This is a genomic window from Pedobacter sp. BG31, assembly GCF_042464845.1.
Taxonomy (GTDB): Bacteria; Bacteroidota; Bacteroidia; order Sphingobacteriales; family Sphingobacteriaceae; genus Pedobacter; species Pedobacter suwonensis.
The window spans coordinates 13,983-39,780 of sequence record NZ_JBHNZK010000010.1; the positions used below are offsets into that span (position 1 = coordinate 13,983).

Sequence of the window (25,798 nt, forward strand, 5' to 3'; positions counted from 1 at the left end):
GAGAATTACTAAAAATATTAGTAATTTTAAATTATGATTAGGGAAAGAGAAAATCAATATTTTAAGGGTAGAGGTGCACAGCTTAATCCACATAACAAATTTTTGAAAGATGTTTATGTAAAAGAGCACGATGAAGGAATAGATGACTGGGAGGAAAGTGATCGTAAAACTTCTTTCATTTTCGAGAATTCGAAAACCATTGTAAATAGGGTCGACAGTCCGGATGTTGGCATGGCCTATTCTTTAAATCCTTATCAAGGTTGTGAGCACGGATGTACGTATTGTTACGCCCGCAATTCGCACCAATATTGGGGCTATAGCGCCGGAATAGAATTTGAGCGGAAAATAATCGTTAAAAAAGATGCACCAACGCTCTTTAAAAAATTTCTGGAGAAAAAAGGCTGGGATGCCACTACCATTTCGCTTTCTGGCAATACCGATTGCTACCAACCTGCTGAAAGAAAATTTAAGCTAACCCGGCAGTTGCTCGAAATTGCATTGGCCTACAAACAGCCGATTGGGATGATTACCAAAAATTCACTCATCCTGCGCGACAGGGACATTCTGAAAGAGATGGCTAAATTAAACCTGTGCATGGTTTATGTTTCCATTAACAGTTTGAATGAAGATTTAAGGCAGGTAATGGAGCCGCGTACCACAACGGCCAAACAACGGTTAAAGGTGGTAGAAGAACTCAGTAAGGATGGAATTCCTGTGGGTGTAATGGTTGCCCCTCTTGTTCCAGGTTTAAGTGACCATGAAATTCCAAAAATTTTAAAAGCAGTAGCCAATGCTGGCGCCATTAAAGCGGGATACACGGTAGTAAGGCTCAATGGTGCCATCGGCGAGATCTTTGAAGATTGGCTGCAGAAAAATTTTCCGGACCGCTTTGATAAAGTCTGGCATTCCATTCAGAGTTGCCACGGCGGTAATGTAAATGACAGCCGGTTTGGCGACCGCATGCGCGGCGATGGCAATATTTCGCAGATAATCAGGGATAATTTCAGATTGCATTGCCGTTTAAATGGCTTAAATATAAAAGACATTATTTTAGATCATACGCTATTTAAGGTTCCGAGTAACCAGGCGAGCCTATTTTAAACATTCGGGGAGAGAAATCCCCAACGCTCGGGCCGTGGTTTATGATCACGGCCATCTCAATGCGTTTGTTCCGATTGCAATAAAGATTTTTGAGCTTTGGGTTTGTAATTCATCATAGAAAAACTTCTTTGTAAATACAGATTTGTAAACTACTGGCATAAAACTTAGTTTTAAACTATGAAGATTGCATTGATTACCTACCTGGACAAAGGCGACTATGATACAACCACCGTTGAAAGTGAAGACGACAAACTCCTCTACTTTTTAAAAGAAAAAGGATTGACCATTGATCTGGTAATCTGGAATAATCCACATATCAACTGGGAGGATTACCAGGTGGCGATTTTAAAATCACCATGGGATTATTTTGACCTGATTGAAGATTTTTATACCTGGCTGGATCTTTTAGCAACTAAAAAAGTAAAACTGCTCAACCCAATCAATGTGGTGAGGTGGAATTCGGATAAACGCTACCTGAAAGAGATCGAAGCCGCTGGCTTAAAAATTATACCCAGTATTTTCATCAATAAGCAAAACCGCGTATCGCTTAAACACTTCTTCGACGAGTTTAATACAGATAAATTAATTGTGAAACCCTGCATCAGCGGTGGTGCAAAAAATACCTTCAAGGTAACAATAGATCACGTTGAGGCAGTAAATCATCAGTTAAACCATCTTCTGCAGGAAGAGGATTTTATTATTCAACCATTTTTACCGGAAATTTTGGAAAGCGGAGAATGGTCGTTCATTTTCTTCAATGGCACCTACAGCCACTCGCTCATTAAAAAAGCTAAACCTGGCGATTTCAGGGTGCAGCCAGCACATGGTGGATCTGTACATCCGCAAAATCCCGATCATGACCTGATTGCCATGGCACAGCAATATGTTGATTTGTTTGCTAAAAACTGTCTTTATGCCCGTGTTGACGGTACTTTCGTAAATGGCGAATTTTTACTGATGGAGTTGGAACTTATAGAACCTTTTCTATTTTTAAATACAGCTCCTGAAAATTATGACCGTTATTATGAAGCATTGAAAAAACTGATGTAATTACTTTTTTGGCTAAACGTTACCCGCAATCAGTTAATTCCAGGCAGATATAATAAAAAAAACTCCCGACTTTCATCGGGAGTTTTTTTTATTTACTTGAAGAATCTTCTTCTTGTTTTGGTTCTTCTTTTTTGCTTTCGCCTTTTTTATGATTAATTGATACGAGTTCGGTTGTTTTATCATAATCAATTTCTAAAACATCACCTTCGGTCAATTCGCCTTTCAGAATCTCTTCAGCAATCGGATCTTCTAAATATTTCTGAATTGCTCGTTTTAATGGACGGGCACCAAAATTACTATCAAAACCTTTATCTGCAATATACTCTTTGGCATTATCAGTCAATACAATCTCATAACCAAGTGTATGAACGCGACCGAATAAGGCTTTTAATTCAATATCGATAATCTTAAAGATTTCTTCTTTACCTAAGCTGTTGAATACCACAACATCATCAACACGGTTTAAGAACTCAGGCGCAAAGGCACGTTTCAATGCGCTTTCTATTACACCGCGACTGTGAGAATCGGCCTGGCTTGTTTTTGCTGTTGTAGAGAAACCAACGCCTTGACCGAAATCTTTAAGTTGACGTGCACCGATATTAGAGGTCATGATGATGATGGTATTTCTAAAATCAACTTTACGACCTAAACTATCTGTTAACTGACCTTCATCTAAAACCTGTAATAAGATATTAAATACATCAGGGTGTGCTTTTTCAATCTCGTCCAATAAAATTACGGCATAAGGCTTTCTCCTAACTTTTTCGGTTAATTGGCCACCCTCTTCATAACCTACGTATCCCGGAGGCGCTCCTACTAAACGCGAAACCGCAAATTTCTCCATGTACTCACTCATGTCGATTTGAATCAGAGAATCATCACTATCGAACATGAAACGCGCCAACTCTTTTGCCAATTCCGTTTTACCTACACCAGTTGGCCCCAGGAAAATAAAGGAACCGATTGGTTTTTTAGGATCTTTTAACCCAGCTCTTGTACGTTGGATGGCTTTAGTCAATTTCTTGATCGCATCATTCTGACCGATAATTTTCTCAGCCACTTTATCGTACATGTTCAACAGTTTTGCACTGTCTGTTTGTCCAACACGTTGTACCGGAATACCAGTCATCATCGAAACTACCTCGGCTACGTTATCTTCCGATACTTCGTAACGTTTGGTTTTGGTTTCGGCTTCCCACTCTGCTTTAGCTTTATCTAATTCTTCAATTAAATTTTTCTCTGTATCGCGCAGTTTTGCAGCTTCTTCATACTTCTGGCTACGTACCACCTTGTTTTTCTCCAATTTGATATCCTCAATTTTGGCTTCGATATCAATAATGTTCTGCGGAACATGGATATTAGTTAAATGAACACGTGAACCGGCTTCATCTAAGGCATCAATCGCTTTATCAGGTAAGAAACGATCAGAGATATAACGCGAGGTTAATGTAACACAGGCCAGGATAGCTTCCTCTGTATAGGTAACCCCATGGTGTTCTTCGTATTTATCTTTAATACGCGTTAAAATCTCTACAGTTTCATCAGGTGTAGCAGGCTCAACCATCACTTTTTGAAAACGACGGTCTAAAGCACCATCTTTCTCAATGTACTGACGGTATTCATCTAATGTTGTGGCACCTATACATTGAATTTCGCCCCTTGCCAAAGCAGGTTTGAACATATTGGATGCATCTAACGAGCCAGATGCGCCACCAGCGCCAACAATGGTATGGATCTCATCAATAAATAGAATTACATCAGTAGACTTTTCAAGCTCGTTCATCACGGCTTTCATACGCTCTTCGAACTGTCCACGATATTTTGTACCGGCAACCAGCGATGCCAAATCCAAAGTAACTACACGTTTGCCAAAAAGCACACGTGAAACTTTACGTTGTACGATGCGTAAGGCGAGACCTTCTGCAATTGCCGATTTACCAACCCCTGGCTCTCCGATTAAAATCGGATTGTTCTTTTTTCTGCGGGATAAAATCTGCGATACGCGTTCGATTTCTTTCTCACGGCCTACAATAGGGTCTAATCTTCCTTCTTCTGCAGCCTTGGTTAAATCACGGCCGAAATTATCCAGAACAGGGGTTTTAGATTTTATATCCGAAACTTTTTTAGGTGTGCTAAAGCTTTCCTCTTCGCGATAATCATCATCGCCTCCTGTAGATGCACTGTTGGAGATATCATCTCTGAAACCATTTTTATTCACTTCTACCTCCTGTTTAAAAACATCATAAGTAATGCCATATTGCAATAGGATCTGTGAGGCGATGTTATCATCATCTCTCAAAACCGATAAGAGCAAATGTTCAGTGCCAATTAAATCGCTTTTAAATATTTTAGCTTCTAAGTAAGTAATTTTTAAAACTTTCTCTGCCTGTTTAGTTAATGGAATATTGCCTAAGTTCACTGTAACACTCGAAGTACCGCGAACAGCATCTTCAATCGAGCGGCGCAATTTACCGGTATCAACTCCTAACGATCTTAAAATTTTTATAGCCATACCATCCCCTTCGCGGATGAGGCCTAATAATAAATGCTCGGTTCCAATGTAATCGTGCCCTAAGCGGAGCGCTTCCTCCCTACTAAAAGAGATTACATCTTTAACCTGTGGTGAAAATTTTGCTTCCATAATACCTTTCTTAACAGCTACGTCCCTAAACTATAAAATAACTTTATAAAAACGAACGTACTGTTTTCTTTATTTTATCAACAATTGCGCCATATGGGTGGATAAAGAGGCCTTTACCTGCCTGAAAACCCAAAATTCCATGTAAGATTATTATTATGATAAATATTTTTTTGATTATCTCTATTTACGTAATAAGTGTTCTAAAGGTTCTAAAGGGACATTTATTAAAAACATCCAATTGCAGACATTATATTGTCGGTTTATTGTAAGGATTTCTTTGCCATCAGAAACTGACAATATGTATCTTTTTATTAAAGCAATTTACAAGTTTTGACAGAAAAATAAAAAAGAACATGACATCGTTTAATTACTTTGTCAATAATAATCAACAATAACCCAACCTCATAAAATAATCTTTATACGAAATTAACTATAGTTAGGTCTTTTTTGTTTTTTAACTCATGAGTTTGTTACTGTATAATGATTTTTAACGAAGAATTTTACGAAACATGACCATGAGGTAGATAGTAGCAGTCCGGAACACAGCGAAAGAAATTTATGTAAGAACGATCCCCTGATAAAAATTTTCCGGAAAGAGAGACCTTCTTTACGGTCGGGACAGCCCGCTTCCTTGTACGACATTAAGACCAGATGAGTAAATTAAAATGGCCACAGCTATTGCTATGGCCATTTCAATCATGAATACTCATTCATTTGGAAAATTATCCATTACCAGTTAATACCCAGATTGATTTCAAAGTTTCCTGCCGTATAACCGCTTAAATTACCGGTTTGTGTGGTATATGCGGTATTAATCATATATTTTTTCTTGTAATGTAAGCCCACACCGAAACTTGCGGCCTTACTGGTATGATACATGGCTGTAAACAATAACTGTTGATTAGCAACTCCAAGTTGAGCGCCAATATCCACGATATCATCAATGCCCGTAAAGGAACGATAAGCCACTTTAGGTTGAAGCAAGCTTTCTCCTAAATCAATTTTATAACCTGCCGAAGCATACACAGCTGGTGTATTGATTAGTTTTAACTTATCCCTATTGAAATAATTTTTAAGGTTCACCATCGCAAAATCTACATTAAATCGCTGTGAAGTTAACCCGACTCCAAAATCGCCATCAAAATAAGTCCTGTGATCGGTATTGTAAGCGCCAACCTGTGGATCATTTGGATTACCGATCAAATCCTGCATATCAACCCGCTGGTTCATAAAGCCTGCGGATAAACCAAAATGTAATTTTGCAGATCCATTGAGCGGAAGATGATAGGCATAACTTGCCAGGATCCTCGTTTGTCTTTGTAAGCCGGCTTTATCCAGATTCATGTTTAGTCCCACCCCTACTCTTTCCCATCCATAAGTGGCGCTCAGGTTTTGTACCATAGGAGCTCCGGGAATATTATTCCACTGTGAACGGAAAGTAAGGTCTGCGGTTGCTCCTCCTGCTAATCCGGCCATCGCCGGGTTAGCAAGATATGTGTTGTTAAAATACTGGTTTAATAATGGATTAGTCTGCGCATTAACCTTCGAAATACCAATAAGAGCAGCCAGTATCAATATTGTTTTTTTCATCCTTTTCATTTTCTTAGCGATTTCTGATAATCGTGATAAATCCTTTTTGAACCAATTTATTTGGGCCATAAGTAATGATGTAATAATATGTTCCCTCTGCAAGGTCATTTCCTCCTATCGTTCCATTCCAGCTATTATCATAAGATTTCTTGCTGTACATTTCCCTTCCATTTCGGTCGAAAATACGGACTTCATTGTTTGGATACATATCGATATTCTGTACAAACCACGTGTCATTTATCCCGTCACCATTTGGTGTTAGGATATTATTTGCAACCAACTTATAATCTTCATTTACCTTAATAGTGATGGATGCTGAACTGATACAACCACTGGCATTGGTAACCCGGACCGTATATGTTGTGGTTTGCAACGGACGAACGTTTAGAGAAGCCGTATTTTGCCCACTAACGATACCGCTTGCTGCAGACCAGCTATAAGCTGTTCCTCCAATGGCCGTTAATACCGATGTTTCGCCTTTACTAATTTCAGTCCCTTTACTGCTTACTATACTCACAGACGGGATGGCGTTAATTATTAATGTACCATTTACATACACAAAACTATAATTGTTAGATACACCACCAGATGCTGAAAGTACATAGCTTCCTGCTACATTTCTATTTGCTGTAGTGCTCACCGTTGGTTTTGTACTTAACGAATTCTCATTATCGCCAGCTTTAAAGCCGCTATAAGTTACACCAAAGGTTGGGAACCCGTCAGACTGACACATCACCGCATTATTAGCCGTAACAGTTAGTACTGATTTACTGATAGTCAGGTTATTGCTTAGGTAAGAGATAACATAGTTCCCATTTAAGACTAACGTTCCCTGATTGATCGCATAAGTACCCACGTTTTCACCCGGTGTTCTGGTTAAGCTTCCGCTGAAACTATCACCGGTTACCAGTGCCGGGGCAAAGGTATAGGTCAGTGCAGGATCGGCATCACCGTAGGTTTTGCTCTTCGCTGCAGCCGTTACCGTAATGGTTTTCGCTCCGATCGTCAGATCAGCACCAACGTAGGTTAAACTGTAATTGCTACTTAAAGAAAGTGTACCCTGGATGATTGCATAAGTACCCACGTTCTCGCCCGGTGTTCTGGTTAGGCTTCCGCTGAAACTATCACCGGTTACCAGTGCCGGAGCAAAGGTATAGGTCAGCGCAGGATCGGCATCACCATAGGTTTTACTCTTCGCTGCAGCCGTTACCGTAATGGTTTTCGCTCCGATCGTCAGATCAGCACCAATATAGGTTAAGCTGTAATTGCTGCTTAGTGCAAGTGTACCCTGGTTGATTGCATAAGTACCCACGTTTTCACCCGGTGTTCTGGTCAGGCTTCCGCTGAAACTATCACCGGTTACCAGTGCCGGAGCAAAGGTATAGGTCAGCGCAGGATCGGCATCACCATAGGTTTTGCTCTTCGCTGCAGCCGTTACCGTAATGGTTTTCGCTCCGATCGTCAGATCAGCACCAACATAAGTTAAGGTATAATTGCTGCTTAAAGCCAGTGTGCCCTGGTTAATCGCATAAGTACCCACGTTCTCGCCTGGTGTTCTGGTTAAGCTTCCGCTGAAACTATCACCGGTTACCAGTGCCGGAGCAAAGGTATAGGTCAGTGCAGGATCGGCATCACCGTAGGTTTTGCTCTTAGCTGCAGCCGTTACCGTAATGGTTTTCGCTCCGATCGTCAGATCAGCACCAACATAAGTTAAGCTATAATTGCTGCTTAGTGCAAGTGTACCCTGGTTGATCGCATAAGTACCCACGTTCTCGCCTGGTGTTCTGGTCAGGCTTCCGCTGAAACTATCACCGGTTACCAGTGCCGGAGCAAAGGTATAGGTCAGCGCAGGATCGGCATCACCATAGGTTTTACTCTTCGCTGCAGCCGTTACCGTAATGGTTTTCGTACCGATCGTTAAATCAGCACCAACATAAGTTAAGGTATAATTGCTGCTTAAAGCCAGTGTGCCCGGGTTGATCGCGTAAGTACCCACATTCTCGCCAGGTATTCTGGTCAGGCTTCCGCTGAAACTATCACCGGTTACCAGTGCCGGAGCAAAGGTATAGGTCAGTGCAGGATCGGCATCACCATAGGTCTTGCTCTTCGCTGCAGCCGTTACCGTAATGGTTTTCGCTCCGATCGTCAGATCAGCACCAACATAAGTTAAGCTGTAATTGCTGCTTAGTGCAAGTGTTCCCTGGTTGATGGCATAAGTGCCCACGTTCTCGCCAGGTGTCCTGGTCAGGCTTCCGCTGAAACTATCACCGGTTACCAGTGCCGGAGCAAAGGTATAGGTCAGCGCAGGATCGGCATCACCGTAGGTTTTGCTCTTCGCTGCAGCCGTTACCGTAATGGTTTTCGCTCCGATCGTCAGGTCAGCACCAACATAAGTTAAGCTGTAATTGCTGCTTAGTGCAAGTGTTCCCTGGTTGATTGCATAAGTACCCACATTTTCACCCGGTGTTCTGGTCAGGCTTCCGCTGAAACTGTCGCCGGTTACCAGTGCCGGAGCAAAGGTATAGGTCAGCGCAGGATCGGCATCACCGTAGGTTTTGCTCTTAGCTGCAGCCGTTACCGTAATGGTTTTCGCACTGATCGTCAGATCAGCACCAACATAAGTTAAGCTGTAATTGCTGCTTAGTGCAAGTGTACCCTGGTTGATTGCATAAGTACCCACGTTCTCGCCTGGTGTTCTGGTTAAGCTTCCGCTGAAACTGTCGCCGGTTACCAGTGCCGGAGCAAAGGTATAGGTCAGCGCAGGATCGGCATCGCCATAGGTTTTGCTCTTCACTGCAGCCGTTACAGTTATTGGCTTGGCTGTAATTGTAAAGTCAGCTCCAACAAAAGTTATTAAATATTTAGAACCTGCAGAAAGTGTGCCTTGACTTATCGTATAAGTACCTACAGCTTCTCCGGCGGTCCGGGTTAAATTCCCTGTAAAACTATCTCCTGATAATAAACTTGGCGTTACAGTATAAGTTAAAGTCGGCTCGTTTTGCCCATATACTTTTGTTTGAGATGCAGTTGCTGTTACTACAACTGGAATTTGATTTAATTTTAACACATAATTATATGTGGCAGTACAGTTATTATTATCAGTCACGGTAACCGTAAAGTTACTGTCAGAAATTTGAGTTGAAGTACCTGTTATCTGCCCAGCTGTTGATAGCGAAAAACCAGAAGGCAAACTGCCCGCTGTAACTGCATACGTTTTAGGTCCCGTTCCTCCAGAAGTTACTATAGTTTGACTATATCCCGTATTATAATCATAACCAGGCAAAACTATTGTTGTGAAACTAATGGCTGTTGGCTGCGTAATGGTAAAGGTTTTGATGATCTGGCAATTGTTGGCATCAGTGATGGTACAAGTATAAGTTCCGGCAGACAATCCCGTTGCCGTAGCAGAAGTTCCCCCTGAAGGAGACCATGAATAAGTATATCCGCCCGCACCTCCGGCAGCAGTTACCGAAGCCGAACCGTTGCTTGCGCCGTTGCAGGCCACATTCGTCTGCGAAGTGGTGGCTGAAATGGCCGTTGGCTGGGTAATGGTAAAGGTTTTGATGATCTGGCAATTGTTGGCATCAGTGATGGTACAGGTATAAGTTCCGGCAGACAATCCCGTTGCCGTAGCAGCAGTTCCCCCTGAAGGTGACCACGAATAAGTATATCCGCCCGCACCTCCGGCCGCAGTTACCGAAGCCGAACCATTGCTTGCGCCATTGCAGGCCACGTTGGTCTGCGAAGTGGTTGCCGTAATGGCAGTTGGCTGGGTAATGGTAAAGGTTTTGATGATCTGGCAATTGTTGGCATCAGTGATGGTACAGGTATAAGTTCCGGCAGACAATCCAGTTGCCGTAGCAGCAGTTCCCCCTGAAGGTGACCAGGAATAAGTATAGCCACCCGCACCTCCGGAAGCTGTTACCGAAGCAGAACCATTGCTTGCGCCGTTGCAGGCTACGTTGGTCTTTGATGTAGTTGCCGTAATGGCTGTTGGCTGGGTAATGGTAAAGGTTTTGATAATCTGACAATTGTTGGCATCAGTGATGGTACAGGTATAAGTTCCGGCAGACAATCCCGTTGCCGTAGCAGCAGTTCCCCCTGAAGGAGACCATGAATAAGTATATCCGCCCGCACCTCCGGCAGCAGTTACCGAAGCCGAACCATTGCTTGCGCCGTTGCAGGCCACGTTGGTCTGCGAAGTAGTGGCCGTAATGGCCGTTGGCTGGGTAATGGTAAAGGTTTTGATGATCTGGCAATTGTTGGCATCAGTGATGGTACAGGTATAAGTTCCGGCAGACAATCCCGTTGCCGTAGCAGAAGTTCCCCCTGAAGGTGACCATGAATAAGTATATCCGCCCGCACCTCCGGAAGCAGTTACCGAAGCTGAACCGTTGCTTGCGCCGTTGCAGGCCACGTTGGTCTGCGAAGTAGTGGCCGTAATGGCCGTTGGCTGGGTAATGGTAAAGGTTTTGATGATCTGGCAGTTGTTGGCATCAGTGATGGTACAGGTATAAGTTCCGGCAGACAATCCCGTTGCCGTAGCAGCAGTTCCCCCTGAAGGAGACCATGAATAAGTATATCCGCCCGCACCTCCGGAAGCAGTTACCGAAGCCGAACCGTTGCTTGCGCCGTTGCAGGCCACGTTGGTCTGCGAAGTAGTGGCCGTAATGGCCGTTGGCTGGGTAATGGTAAAGGTTTTAATGATCTGGCAATTGTTGGCATCAGTGATGGTACAGGTATAAGTTCCGGCAGACAATCCCGTTGCCGTAGCAGCAGTTCCCCCTGAAGGAGACCATGAATAAGTATAACCACCGGCACCTCCGGCAGCAGTTACCGAAGCAGAACCATTGCTTGCGCCGTTGCAGGCCACGTTGGTCTGCGAAGTGGTGGCCGTAATGGCCGTTGGCTGGGTAATGGTAACATTTTGAGTTTTTGTTAAACCATTAGCATCAGTGATTGTACAGGTATAAGTTCCGGCAGACAATCCCGTTGCCGTAGCAGCCGTACCTCCGGAAGGTGACCAAGAATAAGTATAGCCTGGAGTACCTCCCGAAACGGAAATAGTAGCTGATCCATTAGAACCACCATTACAAGCCACATTAGTTTGAGAGGTAACAGACGATGTTAAGGCGGGCTGATTGCTAACTGTTACATTTTTGGTCGCCGTATTGCTATTTGAGATACCATCGTTTACCCTAAAACTTATCGTTCGGGTTGCGGTATTTGGCGTAGATGCGGAATTGGCGTAAGTAATTGCCCTTAAAGATGACTGCCATTGCGCAACCGTTGCGGTAGCCCCACCGGAGCTTAAGGTTAAGGTGCCGTTGTTGCTGTCAAAACTGCCAATAATATTACCGTAAAGAGTAGTGCTGGTATTACTAAAAGCTAAAACATCCTGCCCGGTTTGGAAATTTCCGGTAATGATTACAGTGGCACTGGCAAGCGTTGTATTATCAGCATCTGTAACCGTTAGCCCGGCATCTATGGCAACTGCCGAACCAGAAAATGCTGTTGAACCGCCGGTTGTAGTAAGGATAGGAACAACATTCGAAGGCAGTGCCGTAAGTGTATAAGTTGCAGAGGCTGTATTACCATTACCTGCTGCATCCTGTGCCACGTTAGCTGCAATATTGATCGTAACAGCGCCAATTGCAGTTGGCGTTGCGTTAAAAGTATAAGTGGTTCCACTTCCCGAAAATCCACTGATCGTGGCATTGCCTACAGTTACATCGCCAGCTACAAAGCCCGTTACGGATTCTGAGAAGGTAATGGTGAATGGAATTGGTGAAGTGCTGGTCGAGCCGCCTGATGCACCAGCCGTGCTACTGATGACCACCACAGGAGCCAAATTATCAACCGTGAAAATATTGGTATTGCTGTTTGCACTTACCGCATTACCGGCAACCTGTGCAGTTGCATAAACCGTATGGGAACCTTGTGCCAATGCCGTAGGCTGCGTAAGTGACCAGTTTCCGCCAGTTGCTGTTGTAGTGCCTGAAGATGTTCCATCTACGTAAACCGTGATGGTTGCACCTGCTGTTGCGGTACCTGAATATCCTGGAGTGGTGGTACTCACTAAGCTACCATTGGCAGGACTAACCACTACCGGAGCGGCGGTTACGGCCTGTGTATATGTAATAGAAAACTGACTGGCGGCTGTATTGCCATTGCCCGCAGCATCCTGAGCCACGTTAGCTGACACATTGATCGTAACAGCGCCGTTTGCTGTTGGCGTTGCGTTAAAAGTATAGGTGGTTCCACTTCCCGAAAATCCACTGATCGTGGCATTCCCTACAGTTACATCTCCCGCTGTAAAACCCGTTATCGATTCTGAAAAGGTAACGGTGAAAGGAATTGGTGAAGTGCCGGTCGAGCCACCCGATGCACCAGCCGTACTGCTGATCACCACTGTAGGTGCAACTCCATCTACAAGTACATTTGCTGTTGAGGCAACATTATTTAACGTTAGGCTCGCATTATTATTTGACCCATCCATAATTGTACCTCCGTTTAAGCCCAAAAGGCCAACGGTAACGCCATCGGCATCCAGATCGCCACTTGCAACCGTATAACTAAATGTCAATGCCGAGGTACCAGAACCACTTATATAATTGGCCAGTTTACTGGCCGAACCCACCGTAAGTTCCAATTGAGGAGTGCCGGTTACTGTAACATTGCCCGAAAAATTTACGGTAAAGGACAATGTTTCTCCTATTTTATAGGTATTGTTAGGCGGAACAGACACACTGGTTACCGTTGGTGCCTGCACTCCGCTCGTTATACTAAATTGCGTTAAGCTATTACTGCCGAAGCCAAGCCCGAAGTTAAAGGGGCTACCTGCTGAATTACCTGTCCATTTACCTGTATTAGTAATATCCGCTAACCAGGTGGCTTTTGTTCCACTTGATAAACCTGGCACATAGCTCATGTTTGGATAACGTGAATCACTGGAACTATTTGTCAAAAAACCGATAGCATAGTTAGTACTTGCAAGCTCCGAGGGCAACTCGCTGTAGAGAATACTGCTTGTTGCCGTATTTGGGCTGCCTGTAACACTGCTCGGATTAACAAACCAGCCGCCGGAACCGTTATTTGTTCCTGTGGTTCTAACGTTATTAAAAGCAAAAATGAAAGATGGGTTACTGTCTGTTCCCTGATAAATCAACAATTGATCGCCACTGGCGTTGTTCCAAGGTAGTGATGTAACTACAGAATTGGTCCAGCCTGAAAGGATCGATACATCCGCACCTGGAATTGCTATACCATCTCCCTTTGCTGCAGATACCGTTTTATTCACGGAAGAAGCCATATTCAGTTTGAATATAATTACTGTACCCGCTGTTATGGTAGAAGATGTTGTCCATCGGATCGTTCCATCCAAGGTCGTATTAACAGTAAAATTTCCGGGAGAGCCATTAATCCAGCCCCTATCCGTAATATAGATCGTCTCATTAGCAGCAATTGTATTTAAAGCAACTACAGCAAAACTACGTACAGTAGATGACACATCCACATCACCGTTCATACCGATAACCGCAAGATCACCCTTAGATAAAGAAGCCCTTACCTGCGATAAGCCCATCAAAAGCAGCGGGATGATTAATAAAAAACGATATATCTTTTTTAAAGTGTAAAATTTCCTCATATAACAACTTTTTGTAAATCTTCAATACGGTATCTTGCGATAAGTAAAAGAGTATAACCGGGATTGAAGAACACCGGTTATACCCGTAAAATAATTATACTGTGCGTTGATTTTTAATCTCTCGCCGGGAATATTCCGTTAATGCAAATCACATAATTAAGCGCCAATCCCGGCTGCCTGTTCTCATGTACCAAAGCGGGACCTGAGCCCCCGGTGGACTGAACAGTAAGGCCGGTTAACTGAGGGCCGCTCACACTATTTACCTTGAGCGTACCCTGCCCCATAGCCACAGGTTGTTTTGGAGGAATCGGAGTACTATATAAAGTCTCTGAAACCGCCGCTGGCGCACCCAAAAGATTGCCAGAAGGGTTTGGTTCTCCGCTCTGATCTGCAGATGCCTTAATTGCTACGCTGGCGGAACCCGTTTGAGCATAATTTACCGCATGTGTATGCATTGGAATCTGAGTAGTATCAATTGAAACACCCTCAACTCCTACACTAGTGCCAAGATTATAAGGTGAAAGACCTACTCCCTGTCCTACACCTATGATAGTACGTCCCTGCAAGTCTGGCAGCTTAAATGTAGTTGTCCCATCACCGCCATAGTATGTTCCAATTACTGCATAAAGTGCAGTATATGCTCGTATAGAAAATGTCTGTCCGGCACAAAAGTCCCATGCATACGGTGCAAAATTTCCGGCAAACATTCTTATTTCGCCTATAGTTCCTTCCATTTTTGATAAAATTTAGTATGAATTAATCAATTATTAATCTCTAGATGGGAATAAACCCTCCACACAAATAACATAGTTTACGCCAAGTACTGGCTGAATATTACTATGCGGCATACTTGAGCCCGTTACGCCTATGGTTACAACAGGTCTGGGTGGTGCCAGATTACCAAGCTGTACGGCATGGCTATTGAGACTCACCAGATTTGGTGAATTATTTGGATTGGCATAAATACTATCATTTCCAGTTGATTCCTGCGCCAGGTAGTTACCTTGAGGGGTTGATAAAGTACCAGCTACATCAACACCATTTAATGAAATATCAATGGCCGCTGCAGTTGTGGTATTTGTTTGCGTAGTTAGATGGGTATGAATAGGCATTTCAGTTTGAATGAGCGTATGCTTCTCTTCTCCGGTTACCTCCCCCAAGCTATAATAGCTAAGACCTGGCCCCTGGCCTGCTCCTACCACAATACGACTGGCGATATTTGGCAGATTAAAGGTATTAACCCCATCACCGCCATAATTGGTGCCAAGTATCGCATAAAGCGCGGTATACATTGAAATAGATAGTGATTGTCCTGTACAAAACATCCAAGTGCGTGGTGCAAAATTACCTGCAAAAGCACGGATTTCGCCAAGTGTTCCTTCCATAATTTTTTTCTTAAAGGTTTATAATTAATTTCTTGAGGGGAAAAGGCCTTGTAAACAAATAATATAATTTAATGCGATACTCGGCATAATATTATTATGGGAATTACTACCTCCCACATTGAGCAGGCTTACCGTTGGAGCAGGTATGTTCAAATTGGTTACTTCAACAGATTTTGGACTTAAAGGTGTCAGCGCGCTGCCATCGTTGGTATAACAGGCAACCTGGCCGGTGCCATCCTCACTAACGTATGCATCTGAACCATCCACTTGACTCCCAAGATCCGGACTGGCAAAAAATGTCGCAGCTGGAAGACCTGAGGTTGGGGTTACTACGGTTTGGTGCGTGTGGGCCGGCATCTGGCTTACTGTAAGCGTTACACTTTCTACCCCTACCTTCTGCCCCAGTGTGTAAGCCGACAAACCAGCGCCAGTACCCGTACCGATCACAGTTTTGCTACGAAGATCAGGTAATCCGAATGTTGTCCGTCCATCACCACCGTATGTGGTACCTAACAAGGCGAATAACGCCTGGTTAGCGCTTAAATTTAACAGTTGTCCCTGACAAAAAGCCCAGGTTCTGGGCGAAAAGTTACCGGCAAAAATCCGGACTTCAGCTAGTGTTCCTTCCATTGTGTTTTAATTTAGGTTTATAAATTTTTCTCCTGATTGTATACCCATGTGAAAAAGCTTAGATCCGGAGAAGTAGCCTTCACGCATATGTACAGTATTGATCTTTAAAAAACGATTTTCTATGCATGCTACAATCAATCCGTAAAGGGCATCGGCGTAAACGATTGTACCGGGTTCGGGTTTAAACTCCCCCTTCAATTGGATTTCAGCCGGTGAAACTTCCAGTATACGTAATTCGGTATTTTTAATGCAAGCCGTTGCACCGTCATACTTAGGGTTAGCAGCATTAACCAGACATTCTATCTCAGCTGCAGACTGTAGCGCCCAGTTGATAGCCAAATCGTTATCGCCGGGTTTCTGATCAAACAATGATGCAACAGCATTACTTCGATTCAAAGCACATGGTATACCGGTTTCATTTAGCAACTGGGGGATTGCTTCAGTAGCCACAAACCCCAAGCGCTGGCAAAGCAGCCCATAATTTTCACCTTTTATAATGGGCAGTTGCTTTGTGTACAACACAGGACCTGCATCGACATCCGCCGTCATTTGATGTATGGTTAGCGTTGCAACATCTTCATTGTTTTTAAGTTGCCAGAATATGGGGTCGGCACCCCGGTATTTTGGCAGTTCACCAAAGTGAAAGTTGATAAAACCACGGGGTACGGCCTGCAACAAATCATCAGGTATTAGCCAGGGAAAGCCAAATACCCAAACGGCGTCGGTACCTGTAGTTGCCAGCCCCCTCTGTAACTGATGTTGCCATGTTGCTTTATTTAATTGCAGCACATTTTCATTGCCTATTCCAATAGCCAGTAAAGGCTCGAGTAATACCTTTTTATTCCGCTCAAGAATAGCCACAGCAGCCAAAAGCCCTTGTGTATACAATGCCTGAATGGCAGGAAATGCCAGCGAATCTGAATTGCAAACAACCGTTATTTTCATATCAGATACCAAGATAAGGGTTCATCCAGCACGCTGCCGACTGTTTATTTACCCGCAGCACATCTGCGTGTTCCGTATCAATCGTTTCCAATTCCGCTACCAGCTGTCGCGATATTTCGCCGGTAACACCATTAAAAGTATTTTTAACTAAATAAACCCTGCTTTGTACCGCATTTGAGCGGGGCTCAACTTCAACCCTGCCCCGTTCCGTTTCAATTGCCGCTTCAGCAATGGCTTTTTGTAATGATTTTCCGCCCCGGTCTTTAACAGCCTGCGCAATGAGCAAACCTGTTTCAAAACCGAACTGTGTAAAGGGGTTTGCCATCACCTTACTTACCTCATCAAGCTGCTCTTGTTTTAGCGCCCTGTTTAATGAAAGTGTAGTATAAACCTCAACAGGCTCAGTAGCATTAAACGGCTCAAGCAAAAAAGGCAAACCAAGCAGTGGAGTGGTTTTATGCAAACCCTGCTCCACATATTGTTTCAGGAACATTTCGGCCTCTTTTCCACAAAATGTAGCCAGAATAAAATCAGGTTTATATTGATGTATATGCTCAAAAACAGCAGCAATATCGCCTGCTTCTTTAGGGTTTGGCGTAGGTGCAATAGCAAATGGCATGGATACACCACCTGATGCCGATTCCATGCCGGCACTTAACATGCTCTGAAATGAATAACCACAGTCGTACAAACCTGAAACATACATTCCTTTTTTACCGAAATTCTTCACCCCCCATTGGCCTACTGACCACAATTGCTGCCAGGTATGGATAGAATTAAGAAACATGTAATCGTTAAACTTTTCAGGATCGGGCAAGTGCTCACCAATATTATTGATGATGAAGGGCCGCTTAACATTTGCGATCTTCTCTGAAAGATCGACTCCTACTTTGTTGGAAACAATACCAGTAATGACATCTGCATCGTCAAAACCAACCAGTTTGGTAATCGCATTCTCAGCCAGTTCCCGGGATCCCTGCCCGATAAATTCAGGCACAATCTCCAGTTCAACCTCCTGGCTTAACGCCTTTAATCCATTTTTCAGCCCTGCGCTAAAATGCTTAGCCATGGGCAGTATACTTGAGTTAGAAAGCAAAACGCCTACCGTTAATTTTTTAGTTTCCATTCATTTTAATTAGTTTGCCCACATCCTCAACAGGTTACTATAATGTTGTTGCAATAAAAGATATTCTTCCTCGCTTACTGCTTTGTTACGGAGATTTTCAGTAATCTGAAAAATTTCAAATAACATTTTCCGGTGTGCGGTTTCTTTAACCAGTGATTGTACCCAGCTAACCGCAACGTTCCGCTCGCCACGGGTAACTTCTCTTACCCGGTGAACCTGAGTACAGGGATAAAAGATGGCATCACCCTTATTGAGCTTATACAAGACATTTCCGTTCGCAGTCTGGAGTTCCAGCTCACCCCCATCATAAGCTTCCGGATCATTCAGAAAAATGGTTAGGGCCACATCTGTACGGATCATATTCCCCATCACCGGACTATCTACATGCCAGCCATAATGCATACCAGGCTTATAATTGCTAATGATAAAGGGATGGATGCTTTGAGGTAACACAGCGTTTCGGAATACCGGATTCCGGTTAAGTGCGGCTAAAATGATTTGCTGGATAGCAGTATGCTCCTGAGTTTGATGATTAAGCTGCAGGTTAATTTTTACTTCTTTTGCAGCGCTGTGTGCTGTTAACCTGCCATCGTCAAATGTACCGGATTTGAAAAGAGCATGTATGTTGTTAACTTCACTATCGGTAAGTAAATCATGGACATGCAGATATGTACTATTTAAAATACAAGTATTTTTTATATCCGCGTTTAGTATTTGAGAGCTCATTAAGATATATCAGGTTAGATTAGTGTAAATCTATTAATTAATTTTCATATTACACATGGTATCAAATAAAATAATTTGACAAAAATCAACAAATATTATTAACCACTTATCTATTTTAACAGACAAATGGTTTTAGACTTTAGATCATTTCAAAATTCTTTATATGTTTATAGTGAAATTTCTACCAAATACATATCTATAGCACTAATGGACACCTATATTCTAGGAACAGGCCTATCACACGATGGGTCAACAGTCTTACTGAAAAACGGCAAAATATTGGTTGCCATTGAAAAGGAAAGGCTTAGCAGGATCAAACATGATGGAGGTAATGATTTTGACACGGTCAAACACTGCCTTGATTTTGCGGGGATTAGCGCCGATGATTTAACATTAATTGTACAAGCTTCAAATTTCGAAAACCATATTTTGCCAAACCAATATGCCGGGCAAAGGTACTTTGACAGGGATATTCAGACACCCGTAATTACCCTGTCCCATCACCTGGCCCACGCCTGGAGTGCTGTAGGGATGTCTTCGTTTACATCATGCAACGTAATGGTTATTGACGGCGCTGGCAGTCCCTATAGTCATTGCCTCGACATAGAAGATACAACAGTCCCCAACTATCCATTTAGCAACGGAATGTATTGTGAGAAAGACAGTTTTTACTTTTTCGATGGCACTAGCTTAACACCTTTATTCAAAGATTTTTCTGAGGTTAAGTTATTTCAGCAAACCTCTTCCCTAAAATTGCCAACCAACTATCATTCCATAGGGGGCCTTTATCATGCAGCAAGCCAATATTGCTTTGGCAATCTGAACGACGTTGGAAAACTAATGGGTTTGGCGCCCTATGGTACGCTAAACAGCAAACCACCACTATTCAAATTGGAGAATGGTATCATCGAAGTGCTTTACGAAAATGTTGACCGGTATTTTACCAAACCTTCATCGGGATATGACGCTTTTAAAAATGATTTTAACCATTATGCAGACATGGCACGCTGGGTACAGGATGAAACTGAAAAGGCCATCATTTACCTCTTCCAGGAACGGTCTAAACTGCAACCGCACGCTAATTTTGCTTATGCCGGTGGTGTAGCTTTAAATGCTGTGGCGAATTATAAGTTACGCCGTTCGGGCATTGTAAAGAATCTTTATACCCAACCTGCAGCAGGCGATAACGGACTGGCTATAGGCTGTGCCTATTACGGCTGGCACAAGATCCTGGCCCAGCCAAAAAGAAGCATTCCCGACCATATTTTTTTCGGACGTCAATACTCCGATGATGATATCAGACAAGCCATATTGAATGCTGGCATTACCAACAATGCTAAATTTTCCATCAAACAAACGCCAGATTTTGTAGCGCTTACGGCAACCGAACTTGCCCGTGGTAAAGTAGTAGGCTGGTTTCAGGGCGGCGCCGAATTCGGGCCAAGGGCATTAGGCCATAGGAGTATACTGGCCGATCCGCGTATCAAGGATATCAAAAACCATATTAACAGCAATATCAAGTTCAGGGAAGATTTCAGGCCCTTTGCTCCATCGGTAAGAATTGATGATGTACAGAAATACTTTGTTCATGGATGGGAAAGCCCTTACATGATATTAATTGACGAAATAAAAGCAGAATGGAAAGATCAGCTGGGTGGGATTGTTCATCAAGACGGCACCTGCCGGGTACAAACGGTAACCAGTACTTTCAATCCTGAGTTTTATCAGCTTATCGGTGATTTTGAAGCAGAAACGGGAATTGGTGTTTTATTAAACACCTCACTCAATCGTAAAGGGATGCCTATAGTAGAAACACCGGCAGAAGCTTTATCACTTTTTTTATCTGGCTCAATTGATGTATTGGTATTAAATAATTTTATAATTTGTAAACAATCATGATCTGCTTCTCTAAATTAAACCTCAATATTAACATCCAATCGCTGCAAAAAGAATTGAATGACCTCTTAAATGGCAATAAATGGATGCCCCACTACAATACTGCCGATTACACGGGGAACTGGCATGTTTTGCCTTTACGTACGCCCGGAGGAAATGCTGACAATGCCTTTGCCGATCTTTTTAGCTATAAAAATTTTGAAGATACCGCACTGCTAAATAAACTGCCGGAAACTGCCCGTTTTTTAACAGCACTGGATTGCGAAAAACTTTCCGTTCGCTTATTAAATCTCCGCAGAGGGTCGGTTATTAAGCCGCACCGCGACCTTGAATTGTCTTTCGAGCATGGAGAAGCACGTTTGCATGTCCCTATATTCACTAACCCGCAAGTTGAATTTTATGTGGATGAAGACCGTATTGTGATGAACGAAGGCGACTGCTGGTACATTAACGCAAATCAAAAACACCATGTAGCAAATCATGGGAGTACAGACCGTATACACCTGGTTATTGACTGTGTAGTAAATAACTGGCTTACCAAACGGATTACCACCGGTATAAAAAAAACAGTGTTTCTGAAAAAAGATCCGGAAACTGCCAAACAAGTAATTAAAAGCCTGAGACTTGCAAACACGTCCAAGGCAGATGATCTTGCAGATCAAATGGAAAAAGACCTGCAAAACAATTTGTTAATAGCCAAAATGCTCAGTTTTATTTCTGAAATCGGGCTACAATACCAATTAGAACCCATTACTGATGAAACGTTTTTACCGGGGCTTAAACTAAGGGACGGTATATTGATTATAGATACCGAAAAACTATTGTATCCGGGCGATATTTTACACGAAGCGGGGCATCTGGCCTGCATGCCAACTGAAATACGCATGGAGATGAGCGATTCGCTGCCGAACAATGACCTCAACAATGGTGGTGAAATGATGGCTATTGCCTGGTCGTACGCGGCATGTATACATCTGGATATCGATCCCCTTATCATTTTCCACGATAAAGGATATAAAGGTGGGGGCCAGAATCTTGTGGATAACTTTAAGAAAGGCAATTTTTTCGGTGTGCCATTGTTACAATGGAATGGGATGACTTATCCTTCAGAACAGGGAAACAACCTGTCCTTTCCACAAATGATCAGCTGGACCTGTAAACAAAATATGTATAACAACAATATAAAGGAATAAGGATGATCACAGACTTCACTTTATCACCATCCACAGAAACCAGCACTTCCGGACTAATGCATTTGAAGCGTTTTTGGAACAAAATAATGCTGAGAAGAGTAAAACAGTTTGATGAAAACCTATGGAGCAAGGAATGGCAATTGGATAAAACCTTGCTAAGTATATTAGGTCTTGGCCTGGAGCAAACGCTCACTTATGTTTTCCAGCATGCCCCAACATTTGAAGAATTTGAGCAATGGATCGTTCATACTTCAGGCATCCCAACAGGCGAACAGATCAGTAAATTTAATAGCCTGTTTGATGAAACGCCAAGGTCTAGCCAGCCCATACCATCTGTGTTGAGCGATGAAGAATTAGCATTTTGGGACGAAAACGGCTATCTGATTCTCAAAAATGCTGTTCCGAAGGAAGATTGCCAAGCCACCGTTGATGTAATATGTGATTTTTTGAACATCAAACTCGATGATACTAACACCTGGTATGGCGATCATAATGCGCGGCAGGGTATTATGGTACAACTTTTTCAACACCCATTATTGCAGAAAAACAGGCAAACAGCGCGTATCAGGATGGCTTACGAACAACTATGGCAACGCAGCGATGTTTGGGTAACAACTGACCGCGTTGGTTTTAATCCCCCTGAAACGGAAACATGGAAATTTCCAGGGCCTGATCTGCATTGGGATTGCAGCCTTGAGCTGCCTATTCCATTTAATCTGCAAGGCTTACTCTACCTTGCGGATACGGCACCCAATCAGGGAGCCTTTACGTTGGTTCCCGGATTCCATAACCGCATTTTTGCATGGCTTCATTCCCTTCCTAATGGCACAAATCCCCGAACAGAGAACTTGCACATGCTGGGCAGTTTACCTATTGCTGCCCTGGCGGGAGATTTTATCATCTGGCATCAGGCTTTACCGCATGGCAGCAGCCCCAATACCTCATCAAAGCCACGCTTTGTACAATATATCAACTATCAGCCTGCAGATTTTACTGCTCAGAAGAAATGGATGTAGGTCATGATCACCTGTTGTAAAACTTTATCAGCCGTAAAGGTTTTTGATTAAACTTTCAGATAATTTTATACTTCAGTTTGCTGCTTAATAAAAAGGAAAAAGCTATATTTGAGTTAACCTGTTTATAAACAATGTGATAATACCATGTAGCAGTTTAAAAACAGGCCGTTAATGCTCTCATCAATCTCAATTTAACCACGGTCAGCAGTGGGTTATACATGAATGCATTGACATATAGATAGTGAAGTTAAAAACTAATTATATCTACATATGGCAATTTTCAATTCTGCATTTAAAATTACAATGGGTAACGAAGGCGGTTATGCCAATAACCCAAATGACAGCGGTGGTGAAACCTACGCTGGTATCGCAAGAAATTTCTGGCCTAACTGGGGTGGTTGGACAGCGGTAGACCAGGCTGTTTCAACACATCCTCAAAACATAAGTGCCACACTTGCTGCCGATGGTGCAGTACAGGCGGAAGTACAATCATTTTACAAACAGAATTTCTGGGATGTGATCAGCCTGGACAACTTAAACAGCCAACAGCTAGCCAACCAGCTCTTTGATACGGCTGTAAATATGGGTACTGGTATCGCTTCCCGTTTTTTGCAGCAGGCCGTAAATAATATTACGCCTGGCAAACTTGTAGTAGATGGCATAGTTGGGCCACAAACCATTGCGGCTGCCAACAGTATGCCGCTGGAAGCGCTGTATAACCAGGTTATTTCACTTCGGAAACAGCGATATTTAAACATTATTAAACAAAACCCTTCCCAGGCGCAGTTTCAGAACTCCTGGTTCAGTCGTTTAACGCCATTTAATCCATCATTACCATAAACTCAACTATTATGAAAAAGAGCAGTTTAATAATGATGTTAGCATTAGTTGTTACAGGAATTGCAACAGGATGCAAAGGAAACGCACAAACGTATGATCTTCATAAAACATTGGCACTGGTTATCATCATAGGGATTATCACCGCGTTTTTTGCTTTGGCCATGTTCACCAACATGCTTCGTGATGATGTAAATGATCCGGGTGCGTTTAATGCCAATGCCGCGAAAATAAAACAGCAGGAACAGCTGCTGATGTTTAAAAGTAACAATCCCTTTAGCCTATCTCGTGTACAATTAGGGGTTTGGACAGTGGTGATCTCCTGCAGTTATATTTATTTGCAACTTTGTATGGCCAACTGTAACGACACAGGATTAAATGAAACCGCGTTGGTGTTAATGGGAATAAGCGCCGGTGTAACTGCAGGTGGCGCCATAATTGATAAACGGGAAATACAAGATGGCCGTTTTCGCCATCAGAATAGCCCTTCTGAAGGCTTTTTTGTAGATATTCTTTCTGATGATAACGGCATCAGCGTACATCGTTTTCAAAAAGTTGTATGGACTTGCATTGCTGTTATTATCTTTCTCAATAAAGTATACAGCATTAAAACAGGATGTGCCTTACCTGAACTTAGCCAAACACTTTTATGGCTTACCGGCATAAGCAGCGCTGCCTATTTGGTTTTAAAAACCCAAGAAAACGCTCCCTCAATTGATTCTGCTGCAGCAAATAATCCATCACCAGGTATTTTGCCAGGACAACAGCAGGCTGCGCCTTCCATTTCACAGGTAAATCCGGCGGTAACTAATCCCATACCGCAGCCTACAAACACGCCTCCTGCAAACGATACATCATCATATCAAAACCCGGGATCGGCATCGGAGGACACAAATCCATCATCGTAAAATGATCGTAATGAACCCTATTCTTAGCAAGTTTAATTTTAAAAGCGCTGGCAGAAAGTATATCTGCCGGTATTTCAATCTTTAAATGGTATAGGTAAAGCCAGGATGATCAGACATGATGTATTCAAATTTCACGGCTTTACCCTCATGTTGGTTTTCTAATTTACATACAGCTAATGGCATGGTTAAGCTACAATTGTAGGTAGTTAGCACTTCTTCACCAAATACGGTTATTTCTGTAAATAATTCAAGCCGGTTATGGGTTTCAGAAGCAGGTATATGTATAATAATAGGCTGTGGAAGCTCAAATTGGCGGCTGGCAAGATATACCAATCCTGCTTTTATCCTTTTAGGTTGATAATCAGGGATTGTAAAACAGCGATATTCTTCTTCCCACCACGTTAATACGGCCTCAACAGAAATTTTTTCCGGAATAAATATAGCCTCTGGACGCATTTGTGGAATTAAATTTTTCATAATGGCCAATTGAGGCTCCTTACGCAACGCATTTAACATGGTTTCAGAAATCACCATATCAATACGGATGGCATCAGGGAATGTGTAAATAGTTGCATCAGCGCAAACATAGTCGATTACGTAATCAGACAGGCCTAATTGCCCGTAAAGCACTTTTGCAGCATCCAACGAATCTGTATTGATGTCCAGTAAAATGAAGTTGATCTGCGCCGAGGTAAATTTTGAGGTTAAAGGTGTAAGCAACGTGGCATAAGGGCCGCAACCGGCATACAATATGTTTATGGTTTGCCCGGGCATTGTATTTAATAAACGATTAACTGCCTGATGAATGCCCCTGATAAATTTAAGGGTACGTTCTAATTCTTTAAGGCAATGCGCAGCTTTAATGGTTGAAACAGCAGTGCCATAGGTTAATTTTATATCCTGATCTGTAATGTTGCCTGCTTTTACTCCCGTTACGCCGGCAAACAGCAAATGGAGTTGTTCAATTGCATTTTTAATGTGCAGATAGTCATTATCGAAAAGTAAGCTATGCGTAGCTGCCGAAAGGCTTTCATTGCGCTGTTGAGTCGTTAATTCCATGTTTATTTCTGATATCTAGTGCTGAAAAATTGATGCTAAACTAAAAG

General features: G+C 42.8%; 17 protein-coding genes. 7 read left to right on the forward strand and 10 right to left on the reverse strand.

The genetic code is table 11. From position 1 onward, the window contains the following. Positions 1-33: 33 nt before the first annotated feature. Together ACFE6N_RS13330 and ACFE6N_RS13335 are read left to right on the forward strand one after the other, a co-directional pair. Entirely contained in the window at positions 34-1,101 is a 1,068-nt protein-coding gene (locus ACFE6N_RS13330; protein ID WP_378937193.1) for a PA0069 family radical SAM protein, read from the forward strand. Positions 1,102-1,278: 177 nt separating this feature from the next. After that, on the forward strand, positions 1,279-2,151 hold the full coding sequence (locus tag ACFE6N_RS13335) for a RimK family alpha-L-glutamate ligase (protein ID WP_378937195.1): 873 nt from the start codon (positions 1,279-1,281) through the stop codon (positions 2,149-2,151). 88 nt (positions 2,152-2,239) lie between these two features. Here the strand turns inward: ACFE6N_RS13335 and ACFE6N_RS13340 are convergent, their stop codons facing one another. The 9 genes from ACFE6N_RS13340 to ACFE6N_RS13380 all read right to left on the reverse strand — a co-directional run bounded on the left by ACFE6N_RS13340 (position 2,240) and on the right by ACFE6N_RS13380 (position 18,842). Beyond that, entirely contained in the window at positions 2,240-4,792 is a 2,553-nt protein-coding gene (locus tag ACFE6N_RS13340; RefSeq protein WP_090988276.1) for an ATP-dependent Clp protease ATP-binding subunit, read from the reverse strand. 729 nt (positions 4,793-5,521) lie between these two features. Next, complete coding sequence (locus ACFE6N_RS13345; RefSeq protein ID WP_378937197.1) at positions 5,522-6,382, reverse strand: PorP/SprF family type IX secretion system membrane protein; 861 nt, start codon at positions 6,380-6,382, stop codon at positions 5,522-5,524. Between the two features lie 13 nt (positions 6,383-6,395). Next, a complete protein-coding gene (locus ACFE6N_RS13350; protein WP_378937199.1) occupies positions 6,396-14,030 on the reverse strand; it encodes an MBG domain-containing protein in 7,635 nt (2,544 codons plus the stop codon). A gap of 113 nt (positions 14,031-14,143) precedes the next feature. Continuing rightward, a complete protein-coding gene (locus ACFE6N_RS13355) occupies positions 14,144-14,764 on the reverse strand; it encodes a phage tail protein (RefSeq protein WP_378937201.1) in 621 nt (206 codons plus the stop codon). Between the two features lie 33 nt (positions 14,765-14,797). After that, entirely contained in the window at positions 14,798-15,415 is a 618-nt protein-coding gene (locus ACFE6N_RS13360; protein ID WP_378937203.1) for a phage tail protein, read from the reverse strand. A gap of 24 nt (positions 15,416-15,439) precedes the next feature. Beyond that, the gene (locus tag ACFE6N_RS13365; protein ID WP_378937205.1) at positions 15,440-16,045 is read right to left on the reverse strand and encodes a phage tail protein; all 606 of its coding nucleotides are present in this window, start codon (positions 16,043-16,045) and stop codon (positions 15,440-15,442) included. 6 nt (positions 16,046-16,051) lie between these two features. Next, complete coding sequence (locus ACFE6N_RS13370; protein ID WP_378937207.1) at positions 16,052-16,990, reverse strand: formyltransferase family protein; 939 nt, start codon at positions 16,988-16,990, stop codon at positions 16,052-16,054. A gap of 1 nt (position 16,991) precedes the next feature. After that, positions 16,992-18,116, reverse strand: coding sequence for an ABC transporter substrate-binding protein (locus ACFE6N_RS13375; RefSeq protein WP_378937209.1), 1,125 nt, complete (start codon positions 18,114-18,116; stop codon positions 16,992-16,994). 9 nt (positions 18,117-18,125) lie between these two features. Beyond that, positions 18,126-18,842, reverse strand: a complete 717-nt coding sequence (locus ACFE6N_RS13380; RefSeq protein ID WP_378937211.1) for a Fe2+-dependent dioxygenase — start codon at positions 18,840-18,842, stop codon at positions 18,126-18,128. 126 nt (positions 18,843-18,968) lie between these two features. Here ACFE6N_RS13380 and ACFE6N_RS13385 point away from each other — a divergent pair, with 126 nt between their 5' ends. The 5 genes from ACFE6N_RS13385 to ACFE6N_RS13405 all read left to right on the forward strand — a co-directional run bounded on the left by ACFE6N_RS13385 (position 18,969) and on the right by ACFE6N_RS13405 (position 24,692). Then, entirely contained in the window at positions 18,969-20,741 is a 1,773-nt protein-coding gene (locus tag ACFE6N_RS13385; RefSeq protein WP_378937213.1) for a carbamoyltransferase, read from the forward strand. Continuing rightward, complete coding sequence (locus ACFE6N_RS13390; protein WP_378937215.1) at positions 20,738-21,931, forward strand: aspartyl/asparaginyl beta-hydroxylase domain-containing protein; 1,194 nt, start codon at positions 20,738-20,740, stop codon at positions 21,929-21,931. Before ACFE6N_RS13385 ends, ACFE6N_RS13390 begins: the two co-directional genes overlap by 4 nt. A 2-nt stretch (positions 21,932-21,933) precedes the next feature. After that, entirely contained in the window at positions 21,934-22,947 is a 1,014-nt protein-coding gene (locus ACFE6N_RS13395; protein ID WP_378937217.1) for a phytanoyl-CoA dioxygenase family protein, read from the forward strand. Between the two features lie 270 nt (positions 22,948-23,217). Continuing rightward, positions 23,218-23,787, forward strand: coding sequence for a glycoside hydrolase family 108 protein (locus ACFE6N_RS13400; protein WP_378937219.1), 570 nt, complete (start codon positions 23,218-23,220; stop codon positions 23,785-23,787). Between the two features lie 32 nt (positions 23,788-23,819). Beyond that, a complete protein-coding gene (locus ACFE6N_RS13405; RefSeq protein WP_378937221.1) occupies positions 23,820-24,692 on the forward strand; it encodes a hypothetical protein in 873 nt (290 codons plus the stop codon). An 81-nt stretch (positions 24,693-24,773) separates the two neighbouring features. Here ACFE6N_RS13405 and ACFE6N_RS13410 read toward each other — a convergent pair whose 3' ends face one another. Continuing rightward, a complete protein-coding gene (locus tag ACFE6N_RS13410; protein WP_378937223.1) occupies positions 24,774-25,751 on the reverse strand; it encodes a methyltransferase domain-containing protein in 978 nt (325 codons plus the stop codon). Positions 25,752-25,798 lie beyond the last annotated feature (47 nt).